This is a genomic window from Paenibacillus arenilitoris, assembly GCF_014705655.1.
GTDB lineage: Bacteria > Bacillota > Bacilli > Paenibacillales > Paenibacillaceae > Pristimantibacillus > Pristimantibacillus arenilitoris.
Map to the genome: position 1 here is coordinate 105,737 of NZ_JACXIY010000009.1, position 22,309 is coordinate 128,045.

Below are 22,309 nucleotides of genomic sequence, written 5' to 3' on the forward strand. Positions count from 1 at the left end.
TTTGGACGCATGGGGCGTCCGGGGTGTGTTTTTTTGCGTTTTGCGGGCATGGAAGAGAAGAGGGAGGAAGCGCGGATGAAGGCGATGGTGTATGTTGTGAAGCGGAACGGCGGCTGGCAAGCGAGGGCTACGATCGATCATGAGGTGGACCGCCGGTTCTGGATGGACGGGAGCTTCGGCGGAGCGGGAATGCTGAACGAGCATCCCGCGGAGTCGGCCTGGCTGTGGCGGGAGGAGCTGCCGCTCGGCATCGCATGCCGGACGGCGGAACGATGGGAGGAGCGCTGCGGGGGGCATGCTGACGGACCTCGGATGGGGGGCTTGAAGGGGGACGAGCGGGATGCGCTGCGGATGCTGGCCGCTTGCGTCGACGAGGCGAAGCGGGAGGCGGAGTCCGGCGGGAAGACGGGAGCCGCTGGCTGGCGGCGGATGCTGGCCGGCTGGCGGCGCAGACTGGCCGGTTGGGCAGGGCGGAGCGAGGCCATAGAGGCGAGTGGTGTGAGCTTGGAGCGGTTGGCGGAGCAGTGGGGGCGCGAAGGAGCGATGAGCGATGCGGAGCTGGGAAGATTGGCGGCAGGCGCGAAGCTTGCCGCGGACGCGATGCGGGGACGCGCGCTGCTGCGCGGCGAAGCGCACGCCCTGCTGGACGGCGCCGGAGGTCCGGGCGCCGATGGGAGCTGGAGCGGAACGCTCCAGCTGGCCGCGCTGCTCGGGCGGGTACGCCTGAGCGGAGCGGTCGCCGCCGGCAGCGGCGGACGCAGGTGCAAGCGCTGCGGGAGCGGGGAGGCGGCCTTGCGCCGCACGGCATGTGCGGCGTGCGGGCGGATTTGTGCCTATTGCATCGCATGCATAGGCATGGGGCGCAGCCGGGAGTGCGAGCTGCTCGTTACGGGGCTGCACGACGGCATGAAAGGCGGCGCGGCGCAGCTGCCGCCGGTCCGGCAGCGGCTGGACGGCTGGAAGCTCAGTCCGGCGCAAACGGCCGCCGCGGGCAAGGCGCTTCGTTACGTTGAAGCCCGTCCCCATGCCGCGGCGCACGCTCCGATTCGCAATTTCCTGCTATGGGCTGTGACAGGTGCGGGGAAGACGGAGATGATCTTCCCGCTTGTCGAATCGGTGCTGCTGCGCGGAGGCCGGGCGCTGATCGCGACGCCGCGGCGCGACGTCGTCATCGAGCTGGACCCTCGCATCCGCAAAGCTTTTCCCGACGCGTCGGTCGTTACTCTATATGGCGGCAGCGAGCAGCGCTGGGAGATCGGGGACATTACGCTGTCGACGACGCATCAATTGCTTCGGTTCCAAGGCGGCTTCGATCTCGTCATCATCGACGAGCTTGATGCCTTCCCCTACCATGGCGATCCGATACTGCATTACGCGGCGGACAAATGCTGCGCGCCGGGAGCCGCCCGGCTGCTGCTGTCGGCAACGCCGCCGCGCGAGCTGCAGCGCGCCGCGCGGAGCGGGCGGCTGCCTCACGCCAGAGTGCCGGTACGCTATCATCGGCATCCGCTGCCCGTGCCCAAGCTGCTATCGACGCCTGCGGTCGCCCAGATGCTTCAGAAACGTCGATTGCCCGCCAAGCTGCTGGCCGCGATGAGGCATTCGCTGCAGCGGGATGCCCAACTGTTCGTCTTCGTGCAGAAGATCGCGCAGTCGGAGCCGATGGCCGCTCTGCTGCAAGCGACGCTTCGGCAGTCCGCCGTCGCGGCGACCTCGTCGCAGGACGAGGAGCGCAGCGACAAAGTGCAGCGGTTCCGGGCGCGCGACATCCGCGTGCTCGTCACGACGACGATCCTCGAGCGCGGCGTTACCATTCCAAGAAGCGACGTCTACATCCTCGATGCGGACGGGCGTCTGTTCGACGAGGCCTCTTTGGTGCAGATGGCCGGTCGTGCGGGACGCTCGTCCGACGACCCTTTCGGACGGGTATATTTTTGCGGCCGGGAACGGAACCGTGCGCAAGTCGCCGCCGTCCGCCATATCCAAACGATGAACCGCATCGCGCGCAAGCAGGGCTACCTTCTGCCCGCGGACCAAGGAGGCTCGGCCCGATGAAGCACATGTCCTCGCCCTCGCCAACCGCCTGGCTCCGGCGGCTTCGCACCGCCTTCGCCGCATCCGCGCAGCTGCTCGCCCCGCGCGCGGAGGCTTGCCTCATCTGCGGCAAGCCCCAAGCCGGGCCCCGCAGCGCGGCCAGCCCCAACGACCCGAAGCTGCCTGCCGGGCTTCGGGATCAAGCTTGCGGAGCGTGCCTCTCCGCAATTCCATGGATCTCCCGCATTCAGTGTCCCAAATGCGGGAGAGCGGTCCGCTGCGAGGATTGCGCCCGCAGCCCGCATCGCGCCTTCGTCTGCAACCGCAGCGCGGTACGATACGACCCGACGATGCGCGCGCTGCTCGCGCAGTACAAATACCGGGGCAACGAGCAGCTCGCGCCGCTGCTCGGCGATATGCTGCTCCCTCCCTTCGAAGCGTTGACGGCGTCGCTGCACGAGTCCGCCCCGGCCGCAAGGCGAGGCAAGCGGCAGAAGCTGCGGATCGCCGACCGCTGGGATGCGGTCACGTATGTTCCCGTCAGCCGGGAGCGGGCGCTCGATCGCGGCTTTAATCAAGCGGAGCAGCTGGCCGCGCATCTCGCGCGGCGGTACGGCATCCCGCTCATGCACCTGCTCGTTCGCGCGCGCCATACGGAGAAGCAAAGCTTCAAAACGCGCGCCGAGCGAATCAAGGACACGAGGCAGCTTTTTGCCGTCGATCGCGCCGAGGTGGCCCGGTTGCACAGCCTTCGACAAGACGCATCGAAGACGTCCGACCTTAGCCGCGAAGCTTGTCGCATACTCCTCGTCGACGACATCTACACGACCGGAAGCACGGCGGAAGCCTGCTCGCTGACGCTGGGCCGCCATATCGATTTTTCCCATGAAATCTACGTGCTCACTTGGGCGCGGTCCTAATTGGGGGCGGCGCAAAGCCTCGCCTCGAATAGATTACTAGTGAAAATTTCAAAGTTTTCGATTAAAATGTAAATTACAGTGAAATGTTTCGACAAAAAAGGAGGGCTCAGAGCGCGATGAACGTAGATAATTGTCCTCGCTGCGGTAAGCTTTTTGCCAAAAATTTCAGAGACGTATGCCCGTCCTGCCTACGGGAAATCGATAAAGAGTACGAGCTTTGCGCGAACTATTTGCGCGAGAATAGAGGTTCGATCATTACCGAGGTTTCGGACGCGACCGGGGTGTCGATCAAGCAAATCACGAAGTTCATCCGCGAGGGCCGGATCTCCTTGATGAACGCGCCGAACTTGTCCTATCCGTGCGAATCGTGCGGCACGCTGATCCGTGAGAGCCATTTGTGCGACAATTGCCGTGCGAGGCTGCAGAAGGACAGGAAGAACATGATCGAGGATTTGGCGAGGCGCGAAGAGCAGAAGAACAACCGCTCGCAGAACACCGCGTACCAAGGGCTGGACCGCTATAAGGACAAATAATGAAATTATGCTAATCATTCCATCCCTATAACATTTCAAAAGTCGAGAGCCGATAATACATCTAAAGGTATTCGGCTCTTTTACATATTGCCAACAAATCGAGGTGAATGATATTGAAAATAAACGAAACGAATCGGATCGGCGCCATCAACCCGTACCATAAGCAGAACGAAGCGCGCGCGAGCGAAGCGGGCAAGGCGCGCAGGAAGGACGAGGTCCAAATTTCGGCGGCCGCCAAAGAGATGCTGACGACGAGCAAGGCGAACAGCGCGGAACGGCAGGAGAAGATCAATCAGCTGAAGCAGTCGGTCGCATCGGGCACCTATCACGTGGAAGCCGGCAAGATCGCCGAGAAGCTGCTTCCTTATTTGAAGGAGTAGCGTGATGAACGAGTACATTCAGCAGATTCTTACTATACTACAAGAGTTACTGGACGAGCATCGACAGTTGATCGAGTATGGCAAGGCCAAGACGGAAGCGATTACTCAGAACAGCCTGGAGTCTATCTCCTTCATTTCCGGCAAAGAAAAGAAGATCCTTGAGCGGATAATGGAGCATGAGCAACGCCGGGTATTTCTTGTCGGTAAGTATATGCTTTCCCAGAAGGTGACCGGGCAGCAGCGCTCCTTTAAGATGGAGAAGCTCATTCAAGCTGTATTCCATGCGGAAGAGAAGAGACAGCTGCAGATCAAATGGAAGGAACTTGCGGCCGTTATGAACGAGCTTCAAGATATTAATGAGTTTAATCAGCAATTAGTCAAAATGACCTTGGAATATTTGCATTTCTCACAGGATCTGCTGTTGGGACCCGAGGAAGACGAAGTAACTTACCATAGAGCAGTACAAGGGATGACAAAGCAACGTAACGGTCGATTTAACATGAAAACTTAAGAAGAGAGGGCAATAAACATGGCATCCACATTTCATGGCTTAGAAACGGCAAGGCGGAGTTTGTTTACTACCCAATCGGCTCTAAATACGACCGGACATAACATTGCAAACGCCAATACGGCGGGATATTCGCGTCAAGTGGTGAACATGACAGCAACAAGGCCGATCGACGCGGTCGGCTTTTCAAAATCGGATGCAGCCGGACAACTGGGTACTGGTGTTGAGGCGAGCTCGATAACCCGTATCCGCGAAAAGTTTCTAGACAATCAATTCCGTAATGAATATAAGTCGCTCGGGAATTTCAATATACAATTGGATACGCTCACCAAGCTTGAGGGAATCGTTAACGAGCCCAGTGATACGGGGCTTCGCACAGTGATCTCGAATTTCTGGAACTCTTGGTCGGACTTAAGCAAGAATCCGGAAAATGCCGATGGCCGGAAAGTCGTTATGGAACAGACTTTGGCTATGGTTGACGCATTTAATTATACGGCGAAGCAATTAAATGATTTGAAAGCGGATTTGACGGAAAATGTCGAAATCAATCTGGAAACGGTTAATTCCATCACAGCTAGCATTGCACAATTAAATGGTGAAATCCTCAGGATTGAAGGTCTTGGAGACAATGCGAATGATTTACGGGATCAGCGCGATTTATTAACAGACCAGCTTTCAGGGCTCATAAATATTAATGTAGAAGACCAAACTACCGGTTATCGAATTACAATGGGCGGAACAGAGCTAGTTCAGGGGAATACTTCTAATGCGGTTGATGTTGAGACAATTACTTCAGCTTTTGCATCCGGTGATCTGAACAGCGGAGCGATTTATGGCACGATTCACGCAAGAGATCATTTTGTACAGGGCTATATTAGCGAATTGGACAATATGGTTCAAACGATGGCGAACGGCGAGTTTGAGATCACGCTTCCCAAAGGTTCCGTTCTGCCTGACGGTACAGTGCTGAATAACGTTACGTACACGGGTGATAATCGTATATTAGCAGAGGATACTAAGGTTACGGTAAAAGGGTTAAACGGCCTGCATCAGCTTGGCTACTCGTTAGCGGGAGACGAGCCTGGTATAGCGTTTTTCACGGATAGCTCAGGTGGAACAGCTGACCTGACCGCAGCCAACATTACGTTGAATCCAGCTATTGTTGCGAATTCGAACCTGATCGCCTCCTCCATGCGAGTAACAATAAATGCGGATGGCACGGAATCGGTTGTTACGGGAAACAACTCCTTAGCGGTATTGTTCTCGCAAATACGGGATACTCGCTTCGATTTTGATGCCGGGACGGGTGAAAATAAGAATACGATTGATGCCTATTTCCGCTCTGTCGTAGGCCAACTGGGCGTGCAGGCAGCTGAAGCAAACAGGATGCAGGCTAATCAGCAAATAATCGTTGAACAGGTGGATTCCCGCAGGCAATCGGTCAGCGGCGTATCGCTGGATGAGGAAATGTCGAATATGATCAAATTCCAGCATGCGTATAACGCGGCTGCTCGGAACATGACCATGATTGATGAGATATTAGATAAAGTGATTAACGGAATGGGCCGCGTCGGCCTTTAATCCTAAAGTCTCGGAGGTGACAGTCCGTGTCCTTACGCGTTACACAAACGATGATGAACACTCAACTGCTGCGTAATATCTCCAGTAATTTGGGGCGTATGAATAATTTGCAGAACCAGCTTTCGACAGGGATGAAGATCAATAAGCCTTCCGATGATCCGGTTGGTATAACATTTTCGCTGCGTTACCGCAGTGAGCTCGACTCGAATGATCAATATATCTCCAACGTAGATTCGGCGATTTCCTTGTTGGAGTATACAGATACAACAGTTGGGCAAGCGGGAGATATTTTGCAACGGGCAAGAGAATTACTTGTGCAAGGAGCAAACGGTACATTTGAACAAACAAGCTTGGACTCGATGAAGACGGAAATTTCCCAGCTCTATAATCAGATGATTGAGATCGGCAATAGTCAGTTCAACGGAAAACAAGTATTTAACGGAGAGAATACGGGGGAAAAGCCGTATCCTACCCTCACGCTTGAAGATGCAGCAGATCCGCTTGCAACTCCGCCGGTATATAAGGCTTATTATGTTTCTTCCGATACGGGTGCGATTAAATATGAGCTCTCAGCAGGAATGAGCATGGCGGTTAATATAACAGGTAATGAAGTATTCGGTGAACCTGTCGCAAGCGATAACGATACGTCAAGCGATAATGTGTTTCAATTGCTGCGACGTGCGCATGATATGCTTGGGGCTGGCGATCAGGAAGGAATATCTGACCTGCTTGGACAAATCGATAGCCGTATGGATAAAATGCTAACGAAACGAGCGGAGGTAGGCGCACGGTTAAATCGGATGGAGCTCATTCAAAATCGGTTGAGCGACATCGATATTAACCTTCAAACGATGTCTTCGAAGACGGAGGACGCCGACATGGCGGAAGTCATTACGAATTTAAAGATGGAAGAGAACGTCTATCAAGCATCGTTATCGGTTGGAGCGCAGCTCATTCGTCCAAGTCTGGTTGACTTCTTGAGATAGGGGCGAGCAGCATGCAAATCCCGCAAATCCAAATTCGTATGCAGCATGCGAAGCTCTCGATCGATGCTGATCTTGGGAAACAGCATTTGGAACAACCTCAAGCTGCTATAGACATGAAGCAGATTCGTCCGGAGCAGCATTTTACGACTAAGCAAGGTCATCTTGAGATTAATCAGGATCGCGCGTGGGATGCTTTGGCACTCGGAGGAAATTTAGAAACGATGAGTAAGATCTATTCCATGGCTTCGGATATGGCACTTCAGGGACTTGCTCGTATTGTTGAACAAGGCAATCGAATGGCAGATATCCATCTTGGGGGCAATCCAATTGCGGATTCAGCCCTGGAATGGCAGCGAACATTTCCTGAGTTTGATTTTCGGGGTTACGCTTCTTCCGGCAACGTGGACCTGTCTTACACACCGGCTGAGGTTGCAATCGATACGACACCGGGAAGAGTTGAGCTTAACGTTCAGGTGAATCAACCTGTTCATCAGTATGAACGCGGGAAACTGGACATCTATATGAGCCAATATCCAAAGGTGGAAATCATTCCGCCTCAAATTGATCAGTTTATTTAAAACATTTCTTTGAAACTATAGCCCAGCAGCGCAACTAAATCAGGTTGCAGGGTCTATAGTTTTATTTGTGAAGAACGGCAATCATATGAAGGAGGGTTTTATTGTGAGCATGGATTCATCCGTTTTTTATTTTGAACAAGGTATCCCGGGCTTCGAGCATCTTCACCAATTTGCATTTGCAGACTTAGAAGTAAGTCCTCCGATGAAGCTCATGCAGTCCGTTGAAGATATGGAGATATCTTTAATTGTAGTAAGTCCTTTCTTTATTTATCCGGAATATGAATGGATATTGTCTGAAGCGGCCAAAGAAGAGCTGCAAATTCAATCTGAGCAAGAGGTTGAGATTTGGACGGTTCTGACCGTACCTGTCGATCCTGCGGCTGCGACAATCAACTTGATGGCTCCAATCGTATTAAATGCGAACAAGAAAACAGGAAAACAGGTCATCCTGCATGACAGCACTTACAGCTCCAAATCACCGATTAATCGAATCTAAGGAGGCAGGCCATGCTAGTCTTATCCCGGAGAAGCAATGAGTCCATTATTCTCGGACATCATATAGAGATTGTCGTACTTGGAGTAGAAGGCGATAACGTGAAGCTGGGTATTCGAGCGCCGAAGGAAGTCGATATTTACCGTAAGGAAATATACGATACAATCCAGGCAGAGAACCTCGCGGCCAGTAAAAAAACGATATCCTTAGACGATGTTTCGAAGCTGTTTAAAAAATAATATTCAGTCATTGAATCAATTGCTATAAATAATGAAAAAGAACGGCCGATATATATAGTAGCACGGAAAATAGGGCGGCCGACCTACATCCGTAAGCTTCCGCAAGGATGCGGATACTCGAACATTTCAGGGAGGAAATATCAATGCGTATTAATCACAACATTGCAGCTCTGAACACTCACCGTCAGTTGAGCACAAACTCCGCTAACACAAACAAATCCATCGAGAAATTGTCTTCCGGTCTTCGTATCAACCGTGCAGGCGACGACGCAGCTGGTCTGGCAATCTCCGAAAAAATGCGCGGACAAATCCGCGGATTGGATATGGCTTCGAAAAATGGTCAAGACGGTATTTCTTTGATTCAAACAGCAGAAGGTGCATTGAATGAAACTCATTCCATCCTTCAACGTATGCGTGAACTGGCTGTTCAATCTGCCAACGATACAAATACGGCTTCCGACCGTGGAGAACTTCAAAAAGAAATTAATCAGCTTACTGCGGAAATTGACCGTATCGGCAACACAACCGAATTTAATACAAAGAAACTCCTTAATGGCGGAGCCGCTGTAAACGCGTCGATTACAAATGCTAACGCAGCCGATGCGGGTAAAGTGAAAATTATCGGTGGAAGTGCTGATACTAAAGTTGGCGCTAACATTGAAATTACAGCTAAGACGGATGCAACCGCAGCAACTGATGTTACTACTGCAACCTTTGCCAATAAAAGTACACTTCTAAGTGGGGCTAGCACTCTGACTCTGAATGGCGTATCATTTAATTTTGACGCTACTGACAGTGTCCAAAACGTGCTGGATGCTATTAATCAAGCAGGATTAGGCGTAACAGCTGCTCATGTAGATGGTGCAGGAATTACTCTAACATCGAATACTGTAGGAAGCAAATCTGAGTTTACACTTTCTGGTGTAACTGGTGATTTTGCAGGGCTCGCAAGTGATACCGGGACAGATGCAGTAGTTACGTTAACTGGTGGTGAGTCCTACACATCGGATGGCAACAAAATCACTATCCAAAGCGGAAATGCTAAAGGACTTGAGTTTGAAATTAGCGGCGGTGCCCTTGCAGGTGCTGTAGACCTTGATGTTACTAGCAATGGAGGTTTGAACTTCCAAATTGGCGCAAATGAAGGTCAAAATATGTATGTATCGGTTAGTGATATGCGTGCAACGGCACTTGGAGTAAATCAAATTGATGTTACAAGCGCATCTTCTGCTAATACATCGATTACAACAATTAATACGGCTATTGAGAAAGTTTCTGGTGAGCGTTCCAAACTTGGCGCGTATCAAAACCGTCTTGAACACACGATCAACAACCTGAACACTTCTTCCGAGAACCTGACGGCTGCTGAGTCCCGTGTGCGTGACGTAGATATGGCGAAAGAAATGATGGAGCAAACAAAGAACAACATCCTTGCTCAAGCTGCTCAAGCTATGCTTGCTCAAGCTAACCAACAACCGCAAGGCGTATTGCAACTTCTTCGTTAGTTCTAGTAAAAATAAGAGGGATCCTAGATTATCTAGGGTCCCTCTTATTTTTATCTATAATTATTCGATACAGAGTAACCGATATAATTATTAGAAAATAAACGTTGGGGGATTGGTTTGATATGAACATTAATCCATCAGTTACGGGAATAAACGGATCTATTGATCGTACAGCAGCAGAGAGTAAAACGACGGGATCAATTACAGAATCCATTCAAGTTTCTGCGAGCTCTACGAATTCGATCGCGACTTTTACGAATATGGAAGAGCTTAAGCGAGCTGAGCTGCGCGGAGAAAAACATACAGTAAGCGATGAGCAAATAGTTAAAGCGATCGAAAGCGCAATTAAGGCGATGCAGGGGAAATCAACTAATCTTGAGTTCGCCGTCCATGAAGAGACGAAGAGAATTGCTGTAAAGGTGATAGACCGAGAGTCGGGCGAAATTATTCGTGAAATCCCCCCCGAGAAAACATTGGACTTTGTAGCCAAACTGTGGGAGATGGCAGGCATCCTGATTGATGAAAAACGATAGATACGAAAGGAGCTTAAACAATGCGGATTAGCGGTCTTGCCTCCGGCTTGGATACAGATACAATTATCAAGGATCTTATGAACGCACAGCGAATACCGCTGGATAAGATGACTCAAAAGAAACAACTTCTCGAATGGAAGCGCGATGATTACCGTACGTTAAATAACAAAATATTGGAGTTCCGCAATGCGGCCTTCGATATGAAGCTGCAATCCGGTTACTTGGCGAAGAAGGTATCTTCCTCACAGGAAAATATCGTTTCTGTTTCCGGAACTCCAAATGCCAGCGAAGGACAGTACTCTATTCGAGTGGATCAATTAGCGGCTACAGCAGGCTTTAACACGGGGAATTTGAGTGGAGATGCAGGAGGCAGTAAAACATTAGACCTTAAACTCGGACTAACCGGTAATTCTACGCTCACCTTGACTGGGGATAAAGGATCGGCGAACATCGCAATAAAAACAACGGATACGATAGACCAGCTGGTAAAGGCGGTTAATGATCAATCGAATGTTACGGGTATCAAAGCGACGTATGATTCAACGATGGACCGTCTGTTCTTTGTATCGGCGAAGACAGGACAAGCTTCGAAAATAGACATGAAGATCGTGAATGATGGTACGGCAACGAATATGGATCTGAACGCCGCTTTAAATATGTCTTCAAGGACGATAACGGGCGGAGCAATCGCTACTCCGATCAGCGCGGATAATCAAACGTTCACCATGAAGGTTGATGGAACGGATTATAACTTTAGTGTAACGAATGCAACCACAATCGAAGAACTTGTCGACCAAATGAATGAAAGCTTGACGGACACAGGCATCACGGCATCGTTAAGCAATGGGCAACTCGTTTTAGAAAATTCGCTACTAAAACCGGTCGCTTTCTCAGATTCCAATTCAGGAGCAGTGGTAACCAATCTAGGTCTGCAATCAGCATTAACTGCTTCAACTCAGATCAATGTTACCGGAACGAACGCCAAAGTACTCTTTAATGGAATTGCATCGGAATACGAGTCGAACAATTTTTCTATTGCAGGAATGACATTTGATGCTAAGCAAGTGAGCGCGGATACGGTAACCGTAGGCGTATTACAGGATGTCGATGCTGTAGTCGAAAACATTAAAAAGTTTGTCGAAAAATACAATTCTCTAATTGACGAAATCAATAAGGAAACTTTAGAAAAACGGAACCGAGACTTTCAACCATTAACCCAAGCTCAAAAAGATGAGATGGAAGAAGATGATATCAAACGTTGGGAAGAGAAAGCAAAAAGCGGTATGCTTGCTAATGACCAGCTGCTTAGCAGCGGCGTTTATTCCCTCCGTCGTATCTTATCGGATACGGTTAACGGTTTACCTGTTGGGCAATTAAAAAGCTTGGCTGAAATCGGGATTTCAAATGCTAACGTGAGTGGATCGACTGTCTCAGGTGCGTATTCCGATCGGGGAAAATTGTATATTGATGAAACAAAGCTAAAAAAAGCGATAACGGAAAATCCGGATGAAGTGATGACGCTGTTTACGACCGACGGCTCAACAGAATCAACTGATGGTATCGCTACAAGACTTTATGATAAAGCAGCGGCGTTATTCAATCAGATTACCGATCGGGCTGGTACGGCAACTTCTATAGAAAGCAATTATGAACTCGGTAAAGAAAGTCAACGGATTTCCAAGCAGATGGCTGCCCTAACCGATCGTTTAACAGACTTGGAGACACGTTACTATAAACAATTCACGGCAATGGAAACCTTCATCAATCAGATGAACTCTCAGAGTTCATGGCTTGCTCAGCAATTTAGCTCATAGGAGGTAATCGTATGCTAGCACAACAACAGCAGCGTAATAAATACCTGCAGACCACCGTTCAAACCGCAACTCCTCAGCAGCTTCTTATTATGCTTTATGACGGTGCTATTCGTTTCTGCCGCCAAGGGATTGAAGCAATCAGGGGGGGAAATTATGCAGCAGCTAACACCAGCTTCCTGAGAACTCAGGATATCATCAACGAGTTTATCATTACGATTGATCGGACATCACCGATTTCTGAGAGTTTAATTTATTTATATGAATATTTTAATACCCGGCTCGTTGAGGCTAACATGAAGAAAAATGTCGAGCCAGCCGAAGAGGTGCTCGGACACCTTGTAGAGCTTAAGGAAACGTGGATACAAGCTGCCAAGCAATACAATCAGATCGCGGGACAAGCCGGTGGAAACACTTTTACAGCGACTCAATCAACTGTCGTCTGAGCTGGTTTCCAATCTTCGCGGAAGCGTGCTCGAAGAGATCGATGCCTATATGGAGGAGCGGGACCGGATCTTCGCCGAGCTCGAAAGGCTGGGTCCGCCCTCCTCATCCCAAGTCGCGGAGCATCGGCAACAGGTCGAGCGCCTATTCGCAATGGATCGGATCATTATTGGCAGAATGACCGAGCTGCGAGACGAGGCTAACCGGGAGATCGACAAGCTCAATAAAGGCAAGCGATCGAAAATGTTGTACGAGTCGTCCTACGGCGACGACAGCCTGTTTTTCGACAGGAAACGATAAGCCCGAAAAGGGCTTACAGCAACCATGTATTCGCTTACAACAAATTGTTTGACAATTTCGAGGGACTGGTGTTATATTCAATTTGTGGGTTACACGATGTGATGCCTCACAGTATTTGAAGATGAAGGGAATGTTTGCACATGCAAGGTAAAGTGAAATGGTTTAACGCAGAGAAGGGCTATGGATTCATCGAGACTGAGCAAGGCGGCGACGTATTTGTTCATTTCTCCGCAATCCAATCCGAAGGTTTCAAGACGCTCGAAGAAGGCCAATCGGTTGAATTCGATATTGTTGAAGGCGCTCGTGGCCCACAAGCTGCAAACGTTGTAAAACTGTAATCATTGGCTGATCCAGCCACCCATTAGGGTTAGTGGATAAGTACACACGCAAGCTCCGGGCAACCGGAGCTTTTTTCTGTTCAATTGGATGTGATATTAACTGACATATGAGCAAATGACACCTATCAAGGAAAGCGGAGCCAGCCTCCCAGACGATAACTTGTCTGAAAATTCACAATAAACTAAAAACAATTTTGAACTCGCCGCCTGCATATGTTATAATAAGAGTATGTAAAGGAGGAGTTCCACATGAATTACAACATTCGAGGTCAACGCTTTCAAGTAACCGATGCTTTGAGAGACTACGTCGAAAAGAAACTCAACCGGTTGGACAAATATTTCGAAGAACCAATCGCCTCCGAAACTAACGTAACGCTAGCGGTAACCAAAGGAAAACATACGGTCGAAGTAACGATTCCGCTGCCAGGCGTCATGCTGAGAGCCGAGGAGAAGAGCGAGGACATGTACGCCTCGATCGACCTGGTAACGGACAAACTCGAACGGCAAATACGTAAACATAAGACGAAAGTGAACCGCAAATTCCGCCAAGGCCACGGCGTCCGTTCGTTGTTCCGGGAAGAGGGCTCTGCCGTCGGCGTCCTCGAGGAGGAGGACGATCTGGAGCTCGTAAGAACAAAGCGCTTCCCGCTGAAGCCGATGGACGTGGAAGAGGCCATTTTGCAAATGAATATGGTTGGACATAATTTCTTCGTATTCGCGAACGTGGATAATAAGGAAGTCAACGTGGTATACAAACGCAGCGACGGCAAATACGGTTTAATCGAGCAAGGCTGAACTAATTCGCAAATTACTACGAGCCTTTTCTCCATAAGGGAGAAGAGGCTTTTTCATTTCCAACACCTCTCGTTGCGGCGGTGTCGACAAACTGATACAATTTAAGGCAAAGAGGCGTAATGACGAAAGGGGAATTCCATGCTCGGACTAGTTAAGAAAATTTTTGGCGATCAAAACGAGCGCGAAGTAAAACGGCTCCAGCGAACGGTAGATGAAATAAATGCGATGGAATCGAAATTCACGGGTCTGTCCGACGAGGCGCTTCGCGCGAAGACCGAAGAGTTCAAAGCAAGGCTCGAAAAGGGAGAGACGCTTGACCAGCTGCTTCCGGATGCTTTCGCGACGGTGCGCGAAGCATCCAAGCGGACGCTTGGCATGCGTCATTTCGACGTGCAGCTGATGGGCGGCATGGCGCTGCACGAGGGCAAAATCGCGGAGATGCGAACGGGCGAAGGGAAAACGCTCGTCGGTACGCTGCCGGTCTACTTGAACGCGCTGCTCGGCAAAGGCGTTCACGTCGTAACGGTTAATGGCTATTTGGCCCAGCGCGATAGCGAGATCATGGGGAAGGTCTACGAATTTCTCGGCCTGACCGTCGGTTGCAACCTGCACGGCTTGTCGCATGACGAGAAGCAAGCGGCTTACGCATGCGACATCACCTATGGTACGAATAACGAGTTCGGCTTCGATTACTTGCGCGACAACATGGTGCTTTACAAGGAACAAATGGTTCAGCGCCCGCTGTATTATGCGATTATTGACGAGGTGGACTCCATTCTTGTCGACGAAGCGCGGACCCCGCTCATTATTTCCGGACAGGCCGCCAAGTCGACGGAGCTTTATTTTGCGGCGGATCGTTTCGTCGGCAAGTTGAAAGAGGAAGAAGATTTCACGATCGACATTAAGGTGAAGAGCGTCATGCTGACGGAAGCGGGCGTCGAGAAGGCGGAGAAGGCGTTCCATATCGAGAACCTGTTCGACCATGCCAACGTGCTGCTGAATCATCATATTCAACAGGCGCTGAAGGCTAATTTCATCATGAAGCGCGACGTCGACTACGTGGTGCAGGAAGATGAAGTCGTCATCGTCGACGAATTTACGGGCCGCCTCATGGCGGGCCGCCGGTACAGCGACGGCTTGCACCAAGCGATCGAAGCGAAGGAGCAGCTGAAGGTTCAGAACGAGAGCATGACGCTCGCGACGATCACGTTCCAGAACTACTTCCGGATGTACCGCAAGCTGGCCGGCATGACCGGTACGGCGAAGACGGAGGAAGAAGAGTTCAAGCGCATCTACGGACTTGAAGTCATTCAGGTGCCGACGAACCGCACGATGATCAGGAAGGACATCGCGGATGTCGTCTACAAGACGGAGAACGGCAAGTTCAAAGCGGTCGTGGAGGAAATCGTGCAGCGACACGCCAAGAATCAGCCTGTGCTCGTCGGCACGATCTCGATCGAAAATTCGGAGAAGCTTTCCGATATGCTGATGCGCAAAGGCATTTCGCACAAGGTGCTGAACGCGAAGTTCCACGCCGAGGAAGCGGAGATCATCTCGCGCGCCGGTCAGGCGGGAGCCGTGACGATCGCGACGAACATGGCCGGCCGCGGTACGGACATTCTGCTGGGCGATGGAGTGGCGGATCTCGGCGGCCTGCATATTGTCGGCACGGAGCGGCATGAGAGCCGCCGGATCGATAACCAGCTGCGCGGACGCGCAGGCCGTCAAGGCGACCCGGGCTCGTCGCAATTTTATTTGTCGCTGGAAGACGAGCTGATGCGCCGCTTCGGCTCCGAGAACATTATGGGCATGATGGACCGCCTCGGCCTTGACGACGACCAGCCGATCGAGAGCCGCATGATTTCGCGGGCGATCGAGTCCGCGCAGAAGCGCGTCGAAGGCAATAACTTCGACGTCCGGAAGGTCGTCCTGCAGTACGACGACGTCATGAACCAGCAGCGCGAAGTCATTTACAAGCAGCGCCGCGACATCCTTGGCTCCGAGAACATCCGCCAGGAGGTCATGGACATGATCAAGCCGGTCATCGAGCGCATCGTGGAAGCGCACTGCGCCGAGGATATTCCGGAAGAATGGGATCTGCAGGCGATCGTCGACTACGCGAACGCGACGTTCCTGGAGGAAGGCTCGCTGACCGTGGGAGAGATCGAACGCAAAGAGAAGGAAGATATCGTGGAGTATATCTTCAACAAGGTCGTCGCCGCCTACGACGTGAAGGAAGAGCAGCTCGGCGCGGAGACGATGCGCGAGTTCGAGAAGGTCGTCGTCCTGCGCGCGGTAGACAGCAAGTGGATGGATCATATCGACGCGATGGATCAGCTGCGCCAAGGCATCCATCTGCGGGCGTACGGCGGTACGGATCCGCTTCGCGAATACCAATTCGAAGGCTTCGAGATGTTCAAGGAAATGATCGAGCATATCCAGGAAGAAGTCGCGAAGTATATCATGAAGGCTCGCGTGGAGAACAACCTGGAGCGCCAAGAGGTTGCCAAAGGCCAGACGTCGACGACGAGCGGCGGCGGCGAGGCGCAGGAGAAACGCCCCGTGAAGCGCGAAGAGCGCGTCGGCCGCAACGACGCATGCCCTTGCGGCAGCGGCAAGAAGTATAAGCAGTGCCACGGGAAGTAAGAACGGCTTCCGCGGCTGCGGCATACGGTGGAATGAACATTTATTTTGAGGTGAAGCGGACGCTATGATAGACATTACGGTGAAACAAGACCTGCGCGAAATGGCGGGGCGGCTCCAAGAACTTAGGGGGTCTCTTTGACTTAGATCTCAAACAGGAGATCATTGCCAACTTTGAAGAAAAAATGACGATGCCCGATTTCTGGGACGACAACGAGAAGGCGCAGAGCGTCATCTCCGAGCTGAACGCGGTCAAGTCGGTCGTCGAGCAGTACGGCAAGCTGAACGGCGAGCAGGAGGATCTGCAAATGATGCTCGAGCTTGCGGAGGAGGAAGGCGACGAGTCGCTGGAGGCGGACGTCGTAGCCGGCGTGCAGGCTCTTCTCGTGAAGCTTGGCGAGTTCGAACTGCAGCTGCTGCTCAATCAGCCGTACGACAAGCTGAACGCGATTGTCGAGCTTCATCCGGGCGCGGGCGGCACGGAGTCCCAGGATTGGGGCTCGATGCTCTACCGGATGTACACCCGCTGGGCGGAGAAGCGCGGCTTCAAGGTCGAGCTGCTCGATTACCAGCCGGGCGACGAGGCGGGCATCAAGAGCGTGACGTTGCTCGTCAAAGGCTACAACGCCTACGGGTATTTGAAGGCGGAGAAGGGCGTGCACCGGCTCGTCCGCATCTCGCCGTTCGATTCGGCCGGACGCCGCCACACGTCCTTCGCCTCGCTCGACGTCGTGCCCGAGATCGACGACAGCATCGAGATCGAAATCCGCAGCGAGGATTTGAAGATCGATACGTACCGTGCGAGCGGAGCGGGCGGCCAGCACGTCAACAAGACGGAGTCGGCCATCCGGATTACGCACATTCCGACGGGCATTGTCGTCGCTTGCCAGCAGGAGCGCTCGCAGATCCAGAACCGCGAGCGCGCGATGAACATGCTCCGCTCCAAGCTGTATGAGCGCAAGATCGAGGAGCAGATGAAGGAACTGGCGGAAATTCGCGGCGAGCAATCGGATATTGCCTGGGGCAGCCAGATTCGCTCCTACGTCTTCCATCCGTACAGCATGGTCAAGGATCATCGCACGTCGGTGGAGACGGGCAACGTCGGCGCCGTCATGGACGGGGATCTGGATATGTTCATCGACGGTTACCTGCGCAGCCAAATTCGGCACGACTAGCGCGTTAAGACATGAAATAGAATAACAATGGGGAAGAGTTCCGACACGGGCAAACGGTGAGGGGCTCTTCTTTTTGCGAAATTGAGCGTCCAAGGAGACTGATGGCATGAAGGAAGGCAGCGGCAAACGAAGGAAGGGCGGGAGGAGCCTCAGTCCGCGGACGCAAACGGCGTGGAGCGTCATCTGGCTGATCGTCGGTTCGGTCATCGTGGCGATCAGCTTCAACATGTTCATGGTGCCGAACGGGATCGCCTCCGGCGGCGTGTCGGGCGTGTCCATTCTCGTGCAGCGCATGTTCGGGGTGACGCCGGCCATCACGCAGTGGGCGATCAACATTCCGCTGTTTCTGGCGGGCTTATGGCTGCTCGGCAAGCGCTTCGCGCTGAAGACGGCGCTCGGCTCGATCGTGCTGCCCTTGTTCGTGCTGCTGACCGACGGATGGCCGTCGCCGACGGAAAATCCATTGCTTGCCGCCATTTACGGCGGGATCGGGATCGGCCTCGGTCTCGGCTTGGTGTTTCGAGGCGGCGCTTCGACGGGCGGGCTGGACTTGGCCGCGCAAATCTTGCATCGGTACACGGGGCTTCCGCTCAGCCTCGCGATCGTCTGCTTCGACGGATGCGTCATCGCGGCCGCGGGCATCGTCATCTCGCCCGAAATCGCGCTCTACGCGCTGATCGGCCTGTTCGTGACGAGCAAGACGATCGACTTCGTGCAGACCGGCCTGCAGCTTTCGAAGGTCGCCTTCATTATCAGCGATCAGGCCGACGCGGTCGCTGGCGCCATACTTAATGATCTGGACCGGGGCTTAACGAAGCTCGACGGCCACGGCGGCTACACCGGAGCGGGAAGGACGGTGCTGATGGTCGTCGTAGGCCAGAACGAGGTGCCGAAGCTGAAGCAGCTCGTTCGGGCGATCGATCCGGGAGCGTTCGTCATCATTAGCAATACGGCCGAGGTGCTCGGGCAAGGGTTCAAGCTGGAGCAGTGACGGTTGAAGACTCGGGGAGGTTCAAGACGGTTCAGGGCTCGCGGGAGCGGGCTTTGGGCCTTTTTTTACGTTCGGGACGGGCCGTTTTGTCAAAATTTCGCATATGGAATTCCCCTTAAAAGTGCGTTGTATTATTATGAATACGATTGTATAATAATACGGAACACGATGCGTGTTTCCATCAACTGCCGAATGTTGTAAAATAAAAAGTTGAAGTAGAAGACAACCTTTCCGTGAGCGGAAAGACCAATAGATGGAGCCGCGAGCGCCCCTTGTCTAGGGGGCGATTCGGCATGCGGCGTCCAGTTTTCGGGGGAGAGATAACCATGAGTGCAAAGGTGAAAGTCGCGATCGTCGGCTCTACCGGCTACGGCGGCGTAGAGTTGATTCGATTGCTGGCGTCCCATCCGCTTGCCGAGGTGACGTCGGTCATCTCGTCGTCAAGCGCGGGAACGTCGATTACGGAAGGCTATCCGCATTTGACCGGCATTCGGGAGGAACTGCTCGACGACGTCGATCCGGCGGCGATCAAAGCGAAGGCGGACGTCGTGTTCCTGGCTACGCCTCCGGGCGTTGCTTCGAAGCTTGTCCCGCAGCTGCTCGAGGCCGGCCTTAAGATCATCGATTTGTCCGGTGATTTCCGGCTGAAGTCGCCCGACCTCTACAAAGAGTGGTACAAGAAGGAAGCGGCCGACGAGGCGTATTTGAAGCGGGCGGTATTCGGGCTTCCCGAAGTGTACGGGGACAGCGTACAGGACGCGCCGTTCATTTCCAATCCGGGCTGCTATCCGACGGCGACGCTGCTCGGCCTCGTGCCCGCGGTGAAGGAAGGCTGGATCGATCCTTCGACGATTATTATCGACGCGAAGTCCGGCGTCTCCGGCGCGGGACGAGGCGCTTCGCTCGGTACCCATTACTCGGAGCTCAACGAGAACTTCCGCGCTTACAAGCTGAATCAGCATCAGCATATTCCGGAGATCGAGATGGTGCTGTCGGATATGGCCGCAAGGCCGGTCGTCGCGACGTTCTCGACGCATCTCGTCCCGATGACGCGCGGCATTATGTCCACAATGTACGCAAGCGTGCAGGGCGAGCGGAGCGCGCAGGATTTTATCGATTTGTACAAATCCTACTACGAAGGCCGTCCGTTCGTGCGCATCCGTCCGGAAGGCCAGTGGCCGTCCACGAAGGAAGTGTGGGGCTCCAACTACTGCGACATCGGCTTTGCCGTCGATAAGCGCACGGGACGCGTGACGATCGTATCGGTCATCGACAATTTGGTCAAAGGCGCGGCCGGCCAAGCGATTCAGAATTTGAATTTGATGATGGGCTGGGACGAGACGCTCGGCCTGCAGTTCGTGCCGGCTTATCCGTAATCGGCATCGAAGCAGTTAACGCACTCTTTCTTTTCACTCATACATGCGAAGGAGAAACGATTTTACGATGGGACAGGACAACTCGGCAAGTCCGTTCTCGGTCGTCGCGGACGGCTCGATTACGACGCCCAAAGGCTTTAAGGCCGGCGGGCTGCACTGCGGTTTGAAAAAAACGACGCGCCACGATCTGGGCGCGATCGTCTGCGAGGTGTCCGCTTCGGCGGCGGGCGTATACACGACGAACGTGTTCCAGGCGGCGCCGCTTGCGGTGACGCGGGAGAGCATCGGGGCGAGCGGCAAGCTGCGCGCGGTGCTCGTGAACAGCGGCAACGCGAATGCCTGCACGGGCAAGCAGGGCGAAGATGACGCGTACGAGATGCGCGCGCGCTTTGCCGAATCGATCGGCGTGCCGGCCGAGCATGTGGCTGTCGCTTCGACGGGCGTCATCGGCGAGCTGCTGAAGATGGACAAAGTGCGCGGCGGCATCGACGAGCTGCCCGTCCGCCTGGCAGGCGACCGCGCAGGGGCGGACGACTTCTGCCAAGCGATCCTGACGACGGACCTCGTGCAAAAGATGGTGTGCGTCGAGCTTGAGCTGGACGGCAAGCGCGTGTACGTGGCGGGGGCCGCTAAAGGTTCGGGCATGATTCATCCGAACATGGCGACGATGCTCGGCTTTGTCACGACGGACGCCGCGATCGGCAGCGAGGCGCTGCAAGGACTGCTGCGTCAGGCGACGGACCTGACGTTCAATATGATTACGGTCGATGGCGACACGAGCACGAACGACATGCTCGTGGCGATGGCGAGCGGCCTTGCCGGTAACGACGAGCTTACGCCGCAGCACGAAGGCTGGGCGGCGTTCGCGGCGGCGCTCCGCCACGTCTGCGAGGTGCTGGCGAAGGCGATCGCGCGCGACGGCGAAGGCGCGACGAAGCTGGTCGAGGTTCGGGTGAGCGGAGCGGTCAGCGACGATTCGGCGCAGGCGATCGCGAAGACGGTCATCGGCTCATCGCTCGTGAAGTCGGCCGTGTTCGGCGCGGACGCGAACTGGGGCCGCATCATCGCGGCGGTCGGCCGCGCGGGCCAGCCCGTCAATCCGGAGACGGTCGATATCCGTCTCGGCGATATTTTGACGTTGGAGCAGTCCCGTCCGGTCGCATTCGACGAGGAGATCGCTTTGGAGTACTTGAAGGGCGACACGGTCGTCATTCGCGTGGACCTTCATGGCGGCGACGGCCAGGCGACGGCTTGGGGCTGTGATTTAACCTATGATTATGTCCGCATCAACGCGGCCTATCGCACATAAGCAAAGTGAGCGCTGGAGGGTATGAGACGGTGACGGAACAACGGTTTGTGATGAAATGCGGAGGAAGCACGCTTGCGGCGCTTCCGGACGGTTTTTTTGACGAGCTGCGCTTGCTGCAGCTGGCGGACGTCCGCCCGGTGATCGTGCACGGCGGCGGACCGGCGATTTCGGAGACGCTCGGCAAGCTCGGCATCGAGACGGAATTCGTGAACGGCCTGCGCAAGACGAACGACGCGGTGCTCGACGTGGTGGAGATGGTGCTGGCCGGACGCATCAACAAGGAAATCGTGCGCAAAATTCAAACGAACGGCGCAAAGGCGCTCGGCCTTTCGGGCGTGGACGGTCTGCTGATCGAAGCGCGTCCGGTCGCGAACGCGGCGGAGATCGGCTTTGTCGGCGACGTGACGAACGTGAACGCGGCGATCATCGAAGGCGTGATGGGAATGGGCTACATTCCGGTTATTGCTCCGATCGGCATCGACGGCGAGGGCCAGCGTTACAACATTAACGCCGATACGGCCGCGGGCGCGGTCGCGTCGCATCTCGGCGTGGAGCGGATGATTGTCGTGACCGACGTTCCGGGCATTCTAAAGACGGTGGACGGCGAGAAGCGGGTGCTGCCGGTCGTCACGGTGGCGGAGATCGAAGAGATGATCGCAAGCGGCGAAATTTACGGCGGCATGATTCCGAAGGTGCGCGCGGCGATTCAGTGCATTCAAGGGCGCGTGCGCGAGGTCGTGATCGTGAGCGGCGAGGAGCCGGGCGTCTTGACGAAGGCGGTCCGCGAAGGCGGCGTAGGCACGCGGATCGTGCAAACGAACGAAGGGCAGGTGTAAC

At 53.7% G+C, this 22,309-nt stretch carries 23 protein-coding genes; all 23 read left to right on the forward strand.

Annotation, left to right across the window (positions count from 1 at the left end):
* Positions 1 to 75 precede the first annotated feature (75 nt).
* The 23 genes from IDH41_RS07445 (at position 76) to argB (ending at position 22,308) form a co-directional block, all read left to right on the forward strand.
* Entirely contained in the window at positions 76 to 2,055 is a 1,980-nt protein-coding gene (locus IDH41_RS07445; protein ID WP_190859678.1) for a DEAD/DEAH box helicase, read from the forward strand.
* The gene (locus tag IDH41_RS07450; protein ID WP_190859680.1) at positions 2,052 to 2,954 is read left to right on the forward strand and encodes a ComF family protein; all 903 of its coding nucleotides are present in this window, start codon (positions 2,052 to 2,054) and stop codon (positions 2,952 to 2,954) included. The genes IDH41_RS07445 and IDH41_RS07450 overlap by 4 nt, the downstream gene beginning before the upstream one ends.
* A 116-nt stretch (positions 2,955 to 3,070) precedes the next feature.
* A complete protein-coding gene (locus IDH41_RS07455) occupies positions 3,071 to 3,487 on the forward strand; it encodes a TIGR03826 family flagellar region protein (protein WP_190859681.1) in 417 nt (138 codons plus the stop codon).
* A gap of 113 nt (positions 3,488 to 3,600) precedes the next feature.
* Positions 3,601 to 3,867, forward strand: a complete 267-nt coding sequence (gene flgM, locus IDH41_RS07460; protein WP_190859683.1) for a flagellar biosynthesis anti-sigma factor FlgM — start codon at positions 3,601 to 3,603, stop codon at positions 3,865 to 3,867.
* Between the two features lie 4 nt (positions 3,868 to 3,871).
* Positions 3,872 to 4,378 carry a flagellar protein FlgN gene (locus IDH41_RS07465; protein WP_190859685.1) on the forward strand — a complete coding sequence of 169 codons (507 nt, stop codon included), beginning with the start codon at positions 3,872 to 3,874 and terminating at the stop codon, positions 4,376 to 4,378.
* Between the two features lie 18 nt (positions 4,379 to 4,396).
* A complete protein-coding gene (gene flgK / locus IDH41_RS07470; protein ID WP_190859686.1) occupies positions 4,397 to 5,956 on the forward strand; it encodes a flagellar hook-associated protein FlgK in 1,560 nt (519 codons plus the stop codon).
* 26 nt (positions 5,957 to 5,982) lie between these two features.
* Entirely contained in the window at positions 5,983 to 6,942 is a 960-nt protein-coding gene (flgL, locus tag IDH41_RS07475) for a flagellar hook-associated protein FlgL (protein WP_190859688.1), read from the forward strand.
* Positions 6,943 to 6,953: 11 nt separating this feature from the next.
* The gene (locus IDH41_RS07480; protein ID WP_190859690.1) at positions 6,954 to 7,520 is read left to right on the forward strand and encodes a DUF6470 family protein; all 567 of its coding nucleotides are present in this window, start codon (positions 6,954 to 6,956) and stop codon (positions 7,518 to 7,520) included.
* Positions 7,521 to 7,629: 109 nt separating this feature from the next.
* Positions 7,630 to 8,016 (forward strand): flagellar assembly protein FliW, encoded by a 387-nt coding sequence (gene fliW / locus IDH41_RS07485; RefSeq protein ID WP_190859760.1) that lies wholly within the window; start codon positions 7,630 to 7,632, stop codon positions 8,014 to 8,016.
* An 11-nt stretch (positions 8,017 to 8,027) separates the two neighbouring features.
* On the forward strand, positions 8,028 to 8,252 hold the full coding sequence (gene csrA, locus IDH41_RS07490) for a carbon storage regulator CsrA (RefSeq protein ID WP_190859692.1): 225 nt from the start codon (positions 8,028 to 8,030) through the stop codon (positions 8,250 to 8,252).
* 143 nt (positions 8,253 to 8,395) lie between these two features.
* A complete protein-coding gene (locus IDH41_RS07495) occupies positions 8,396 to 9,757 on the forward strand; it encodes a flagellin N-terminal helical domain-containing protein (protein WP_190859694.1) in 1,362 nt (453 codons plus the stop codon).
* Between the two features lie 122 nt (positions 9,758 to 9,879).
* Positions 9,880 to 10,290: a flagellar protein FlaG gene (locus tag IDH41_RS07500; protein ID WP_190859697.1), complete on the forward strand. Its 411-nt coding sequence runs from the start codon at positions 9,880 to 9,882 to the stop codon at positions 10,288 to 10,290.
* Between the two features lie 20 nt (positions 10,291 to 10,310).
* Complete coding sequence (fliD, locus tag IDH41_RS07505; protein WP_190859699.1) at positions 10,311 to 12,104, forward strand: flagellar filament capping protein FliD; 1,794 nt, start codon at positions 10,311 to 10,313, stop codon at positions 12,102 to 12,104.
* A gap of 11 nt (positions 12,105 to 12,115) precedes the next feature.
* A complete protein-coding gene (gene fliS / locus IDH41_RS07510; protein WP_190859701.1) occupies positions 12,116 to 12,547 on the forward strand; it encodes a flagellar export chaperone FliS in 432 nt (143 codons plus the stop codon).
* Complete coding sequence (locus IDH41_RS07515) at positions 12,507 to 12,845, forward strand: hypothetical protein (RefSeq protein WP_190859703.1); 339 nt, start codon at positions 12,507 to 12,509, stop codon at positions 12,843 to 12,845. The genes fliS and IDH41_RS07515 overlap by 41 nt, the downstream gene beginning before the upstream one ends.
* Before the next feature lie 140 nt (positions 12,846 to 12,985).
* Entirely contained in the window at positions 12,986 to 13,183 is a 198-nt protein-coding gene (locus IDH41_RS07520; RefSeq protein WP_028599014.1) for a cold-shock protein, read from the forward strand.
* A gap of 249 nt (positions 13,184 to 13,432) precedes the next feature.
* Complete coding sequence (gene hpf / locus IDH41_RS07525) at positions 13,433 to 13,978, forward strand: ribosome hibernation-promoting factor, HPF/YfiA family (RefSeq protein WP_190859705.1); 546 nt, start codon at positions 13,433 to 13,435, stop codon at positions 13,976 to 13,978.
* Between the two features lie 138 nt (positions 13,979 to 14,116).
* Positions 14,117 to 16,624: a preprotein translocase subunit SecA gene (gene secA / locus IDH41_RS07530; protein WP_190859707.1), complete on the forward strand. Its 2,508-nt coding sequence runs from the start codon at positions 14,117 to 14,119 to the stop codon at positions 16,622 to 16,624.
* A gap of 64 nt (positions 16,625 to 16,688) precedes the next feature.
* Positions 16,689 to 17,796 (forward strand): peptide chain release factor 2 gene (gene prfB / locus IDH41_RS07535; RefSeq protein ID WP_190859709.1). Its coding sequence is split into 2 segments (ribosomal slippage): positions 16,689 to 16,760 and positions 16,762 to 17,796, totalling 1,107 coding nucleotides; the frame shifts between segments, so codons are not numbered across the junction.
* 106 nt (positions 17,797 to 17,902) lie between these two features.
* Positions 17,903 to 18,787: a YitT family protein gene (locus tag IDH41_RS07540; protein WP_190859711.1), complete on the forward strand. Its 885-nt coding sequence runs from the start codon at positions 17,903 to 17,905 to the stop codon at positions 18,785 to 18,787.
* Positions 18,788 to 19,113: 326 nt separating this feature from the next.
* Positions 19,114 to 20,163 (forward strand): N-acetyl-gamma-glutamyl-phosphate reductase, encoded by a 1,050-nt coding sequence (argC, locus tag IDH41_RS07545; protein ID WP_223829521.1) that lies wholly within the window; start codon positions 19,114 to 19,116, stop codon positions 20,161 to 20,163.
* A gap of 67 nt (positions 20,164 to 20,230) precedes the next feature.
* Complete coding sequence (argJ, locus tag IDH41_RS07550) at positions 20,231 to 21,472, forward strand: bifunctional ornithine acetyltransferase/N-acetylglutamate synthase (protein ID WP_190859713.1); 1,242 nt, start codon at positions 20,231 to 20,233, stop codon at positions 21,470 to 21,472.
* A gap of 50 nt (positions 21,473 to 21,522) precedes the next feature.
* Positions 21,523 to 22,308 (forward strand): acetylglutamate kinase, encoded by a 786-nt coding sequence (gene argB / locus IDH41_RS07555; RefSeq protein WP_190859763.1) that lies wholly within the window; start codon positions 21,523 to 21,525, stop codon positions 22,306 to 22,308.
* Position 22,309: the final 1 nt, after the last annotated feature.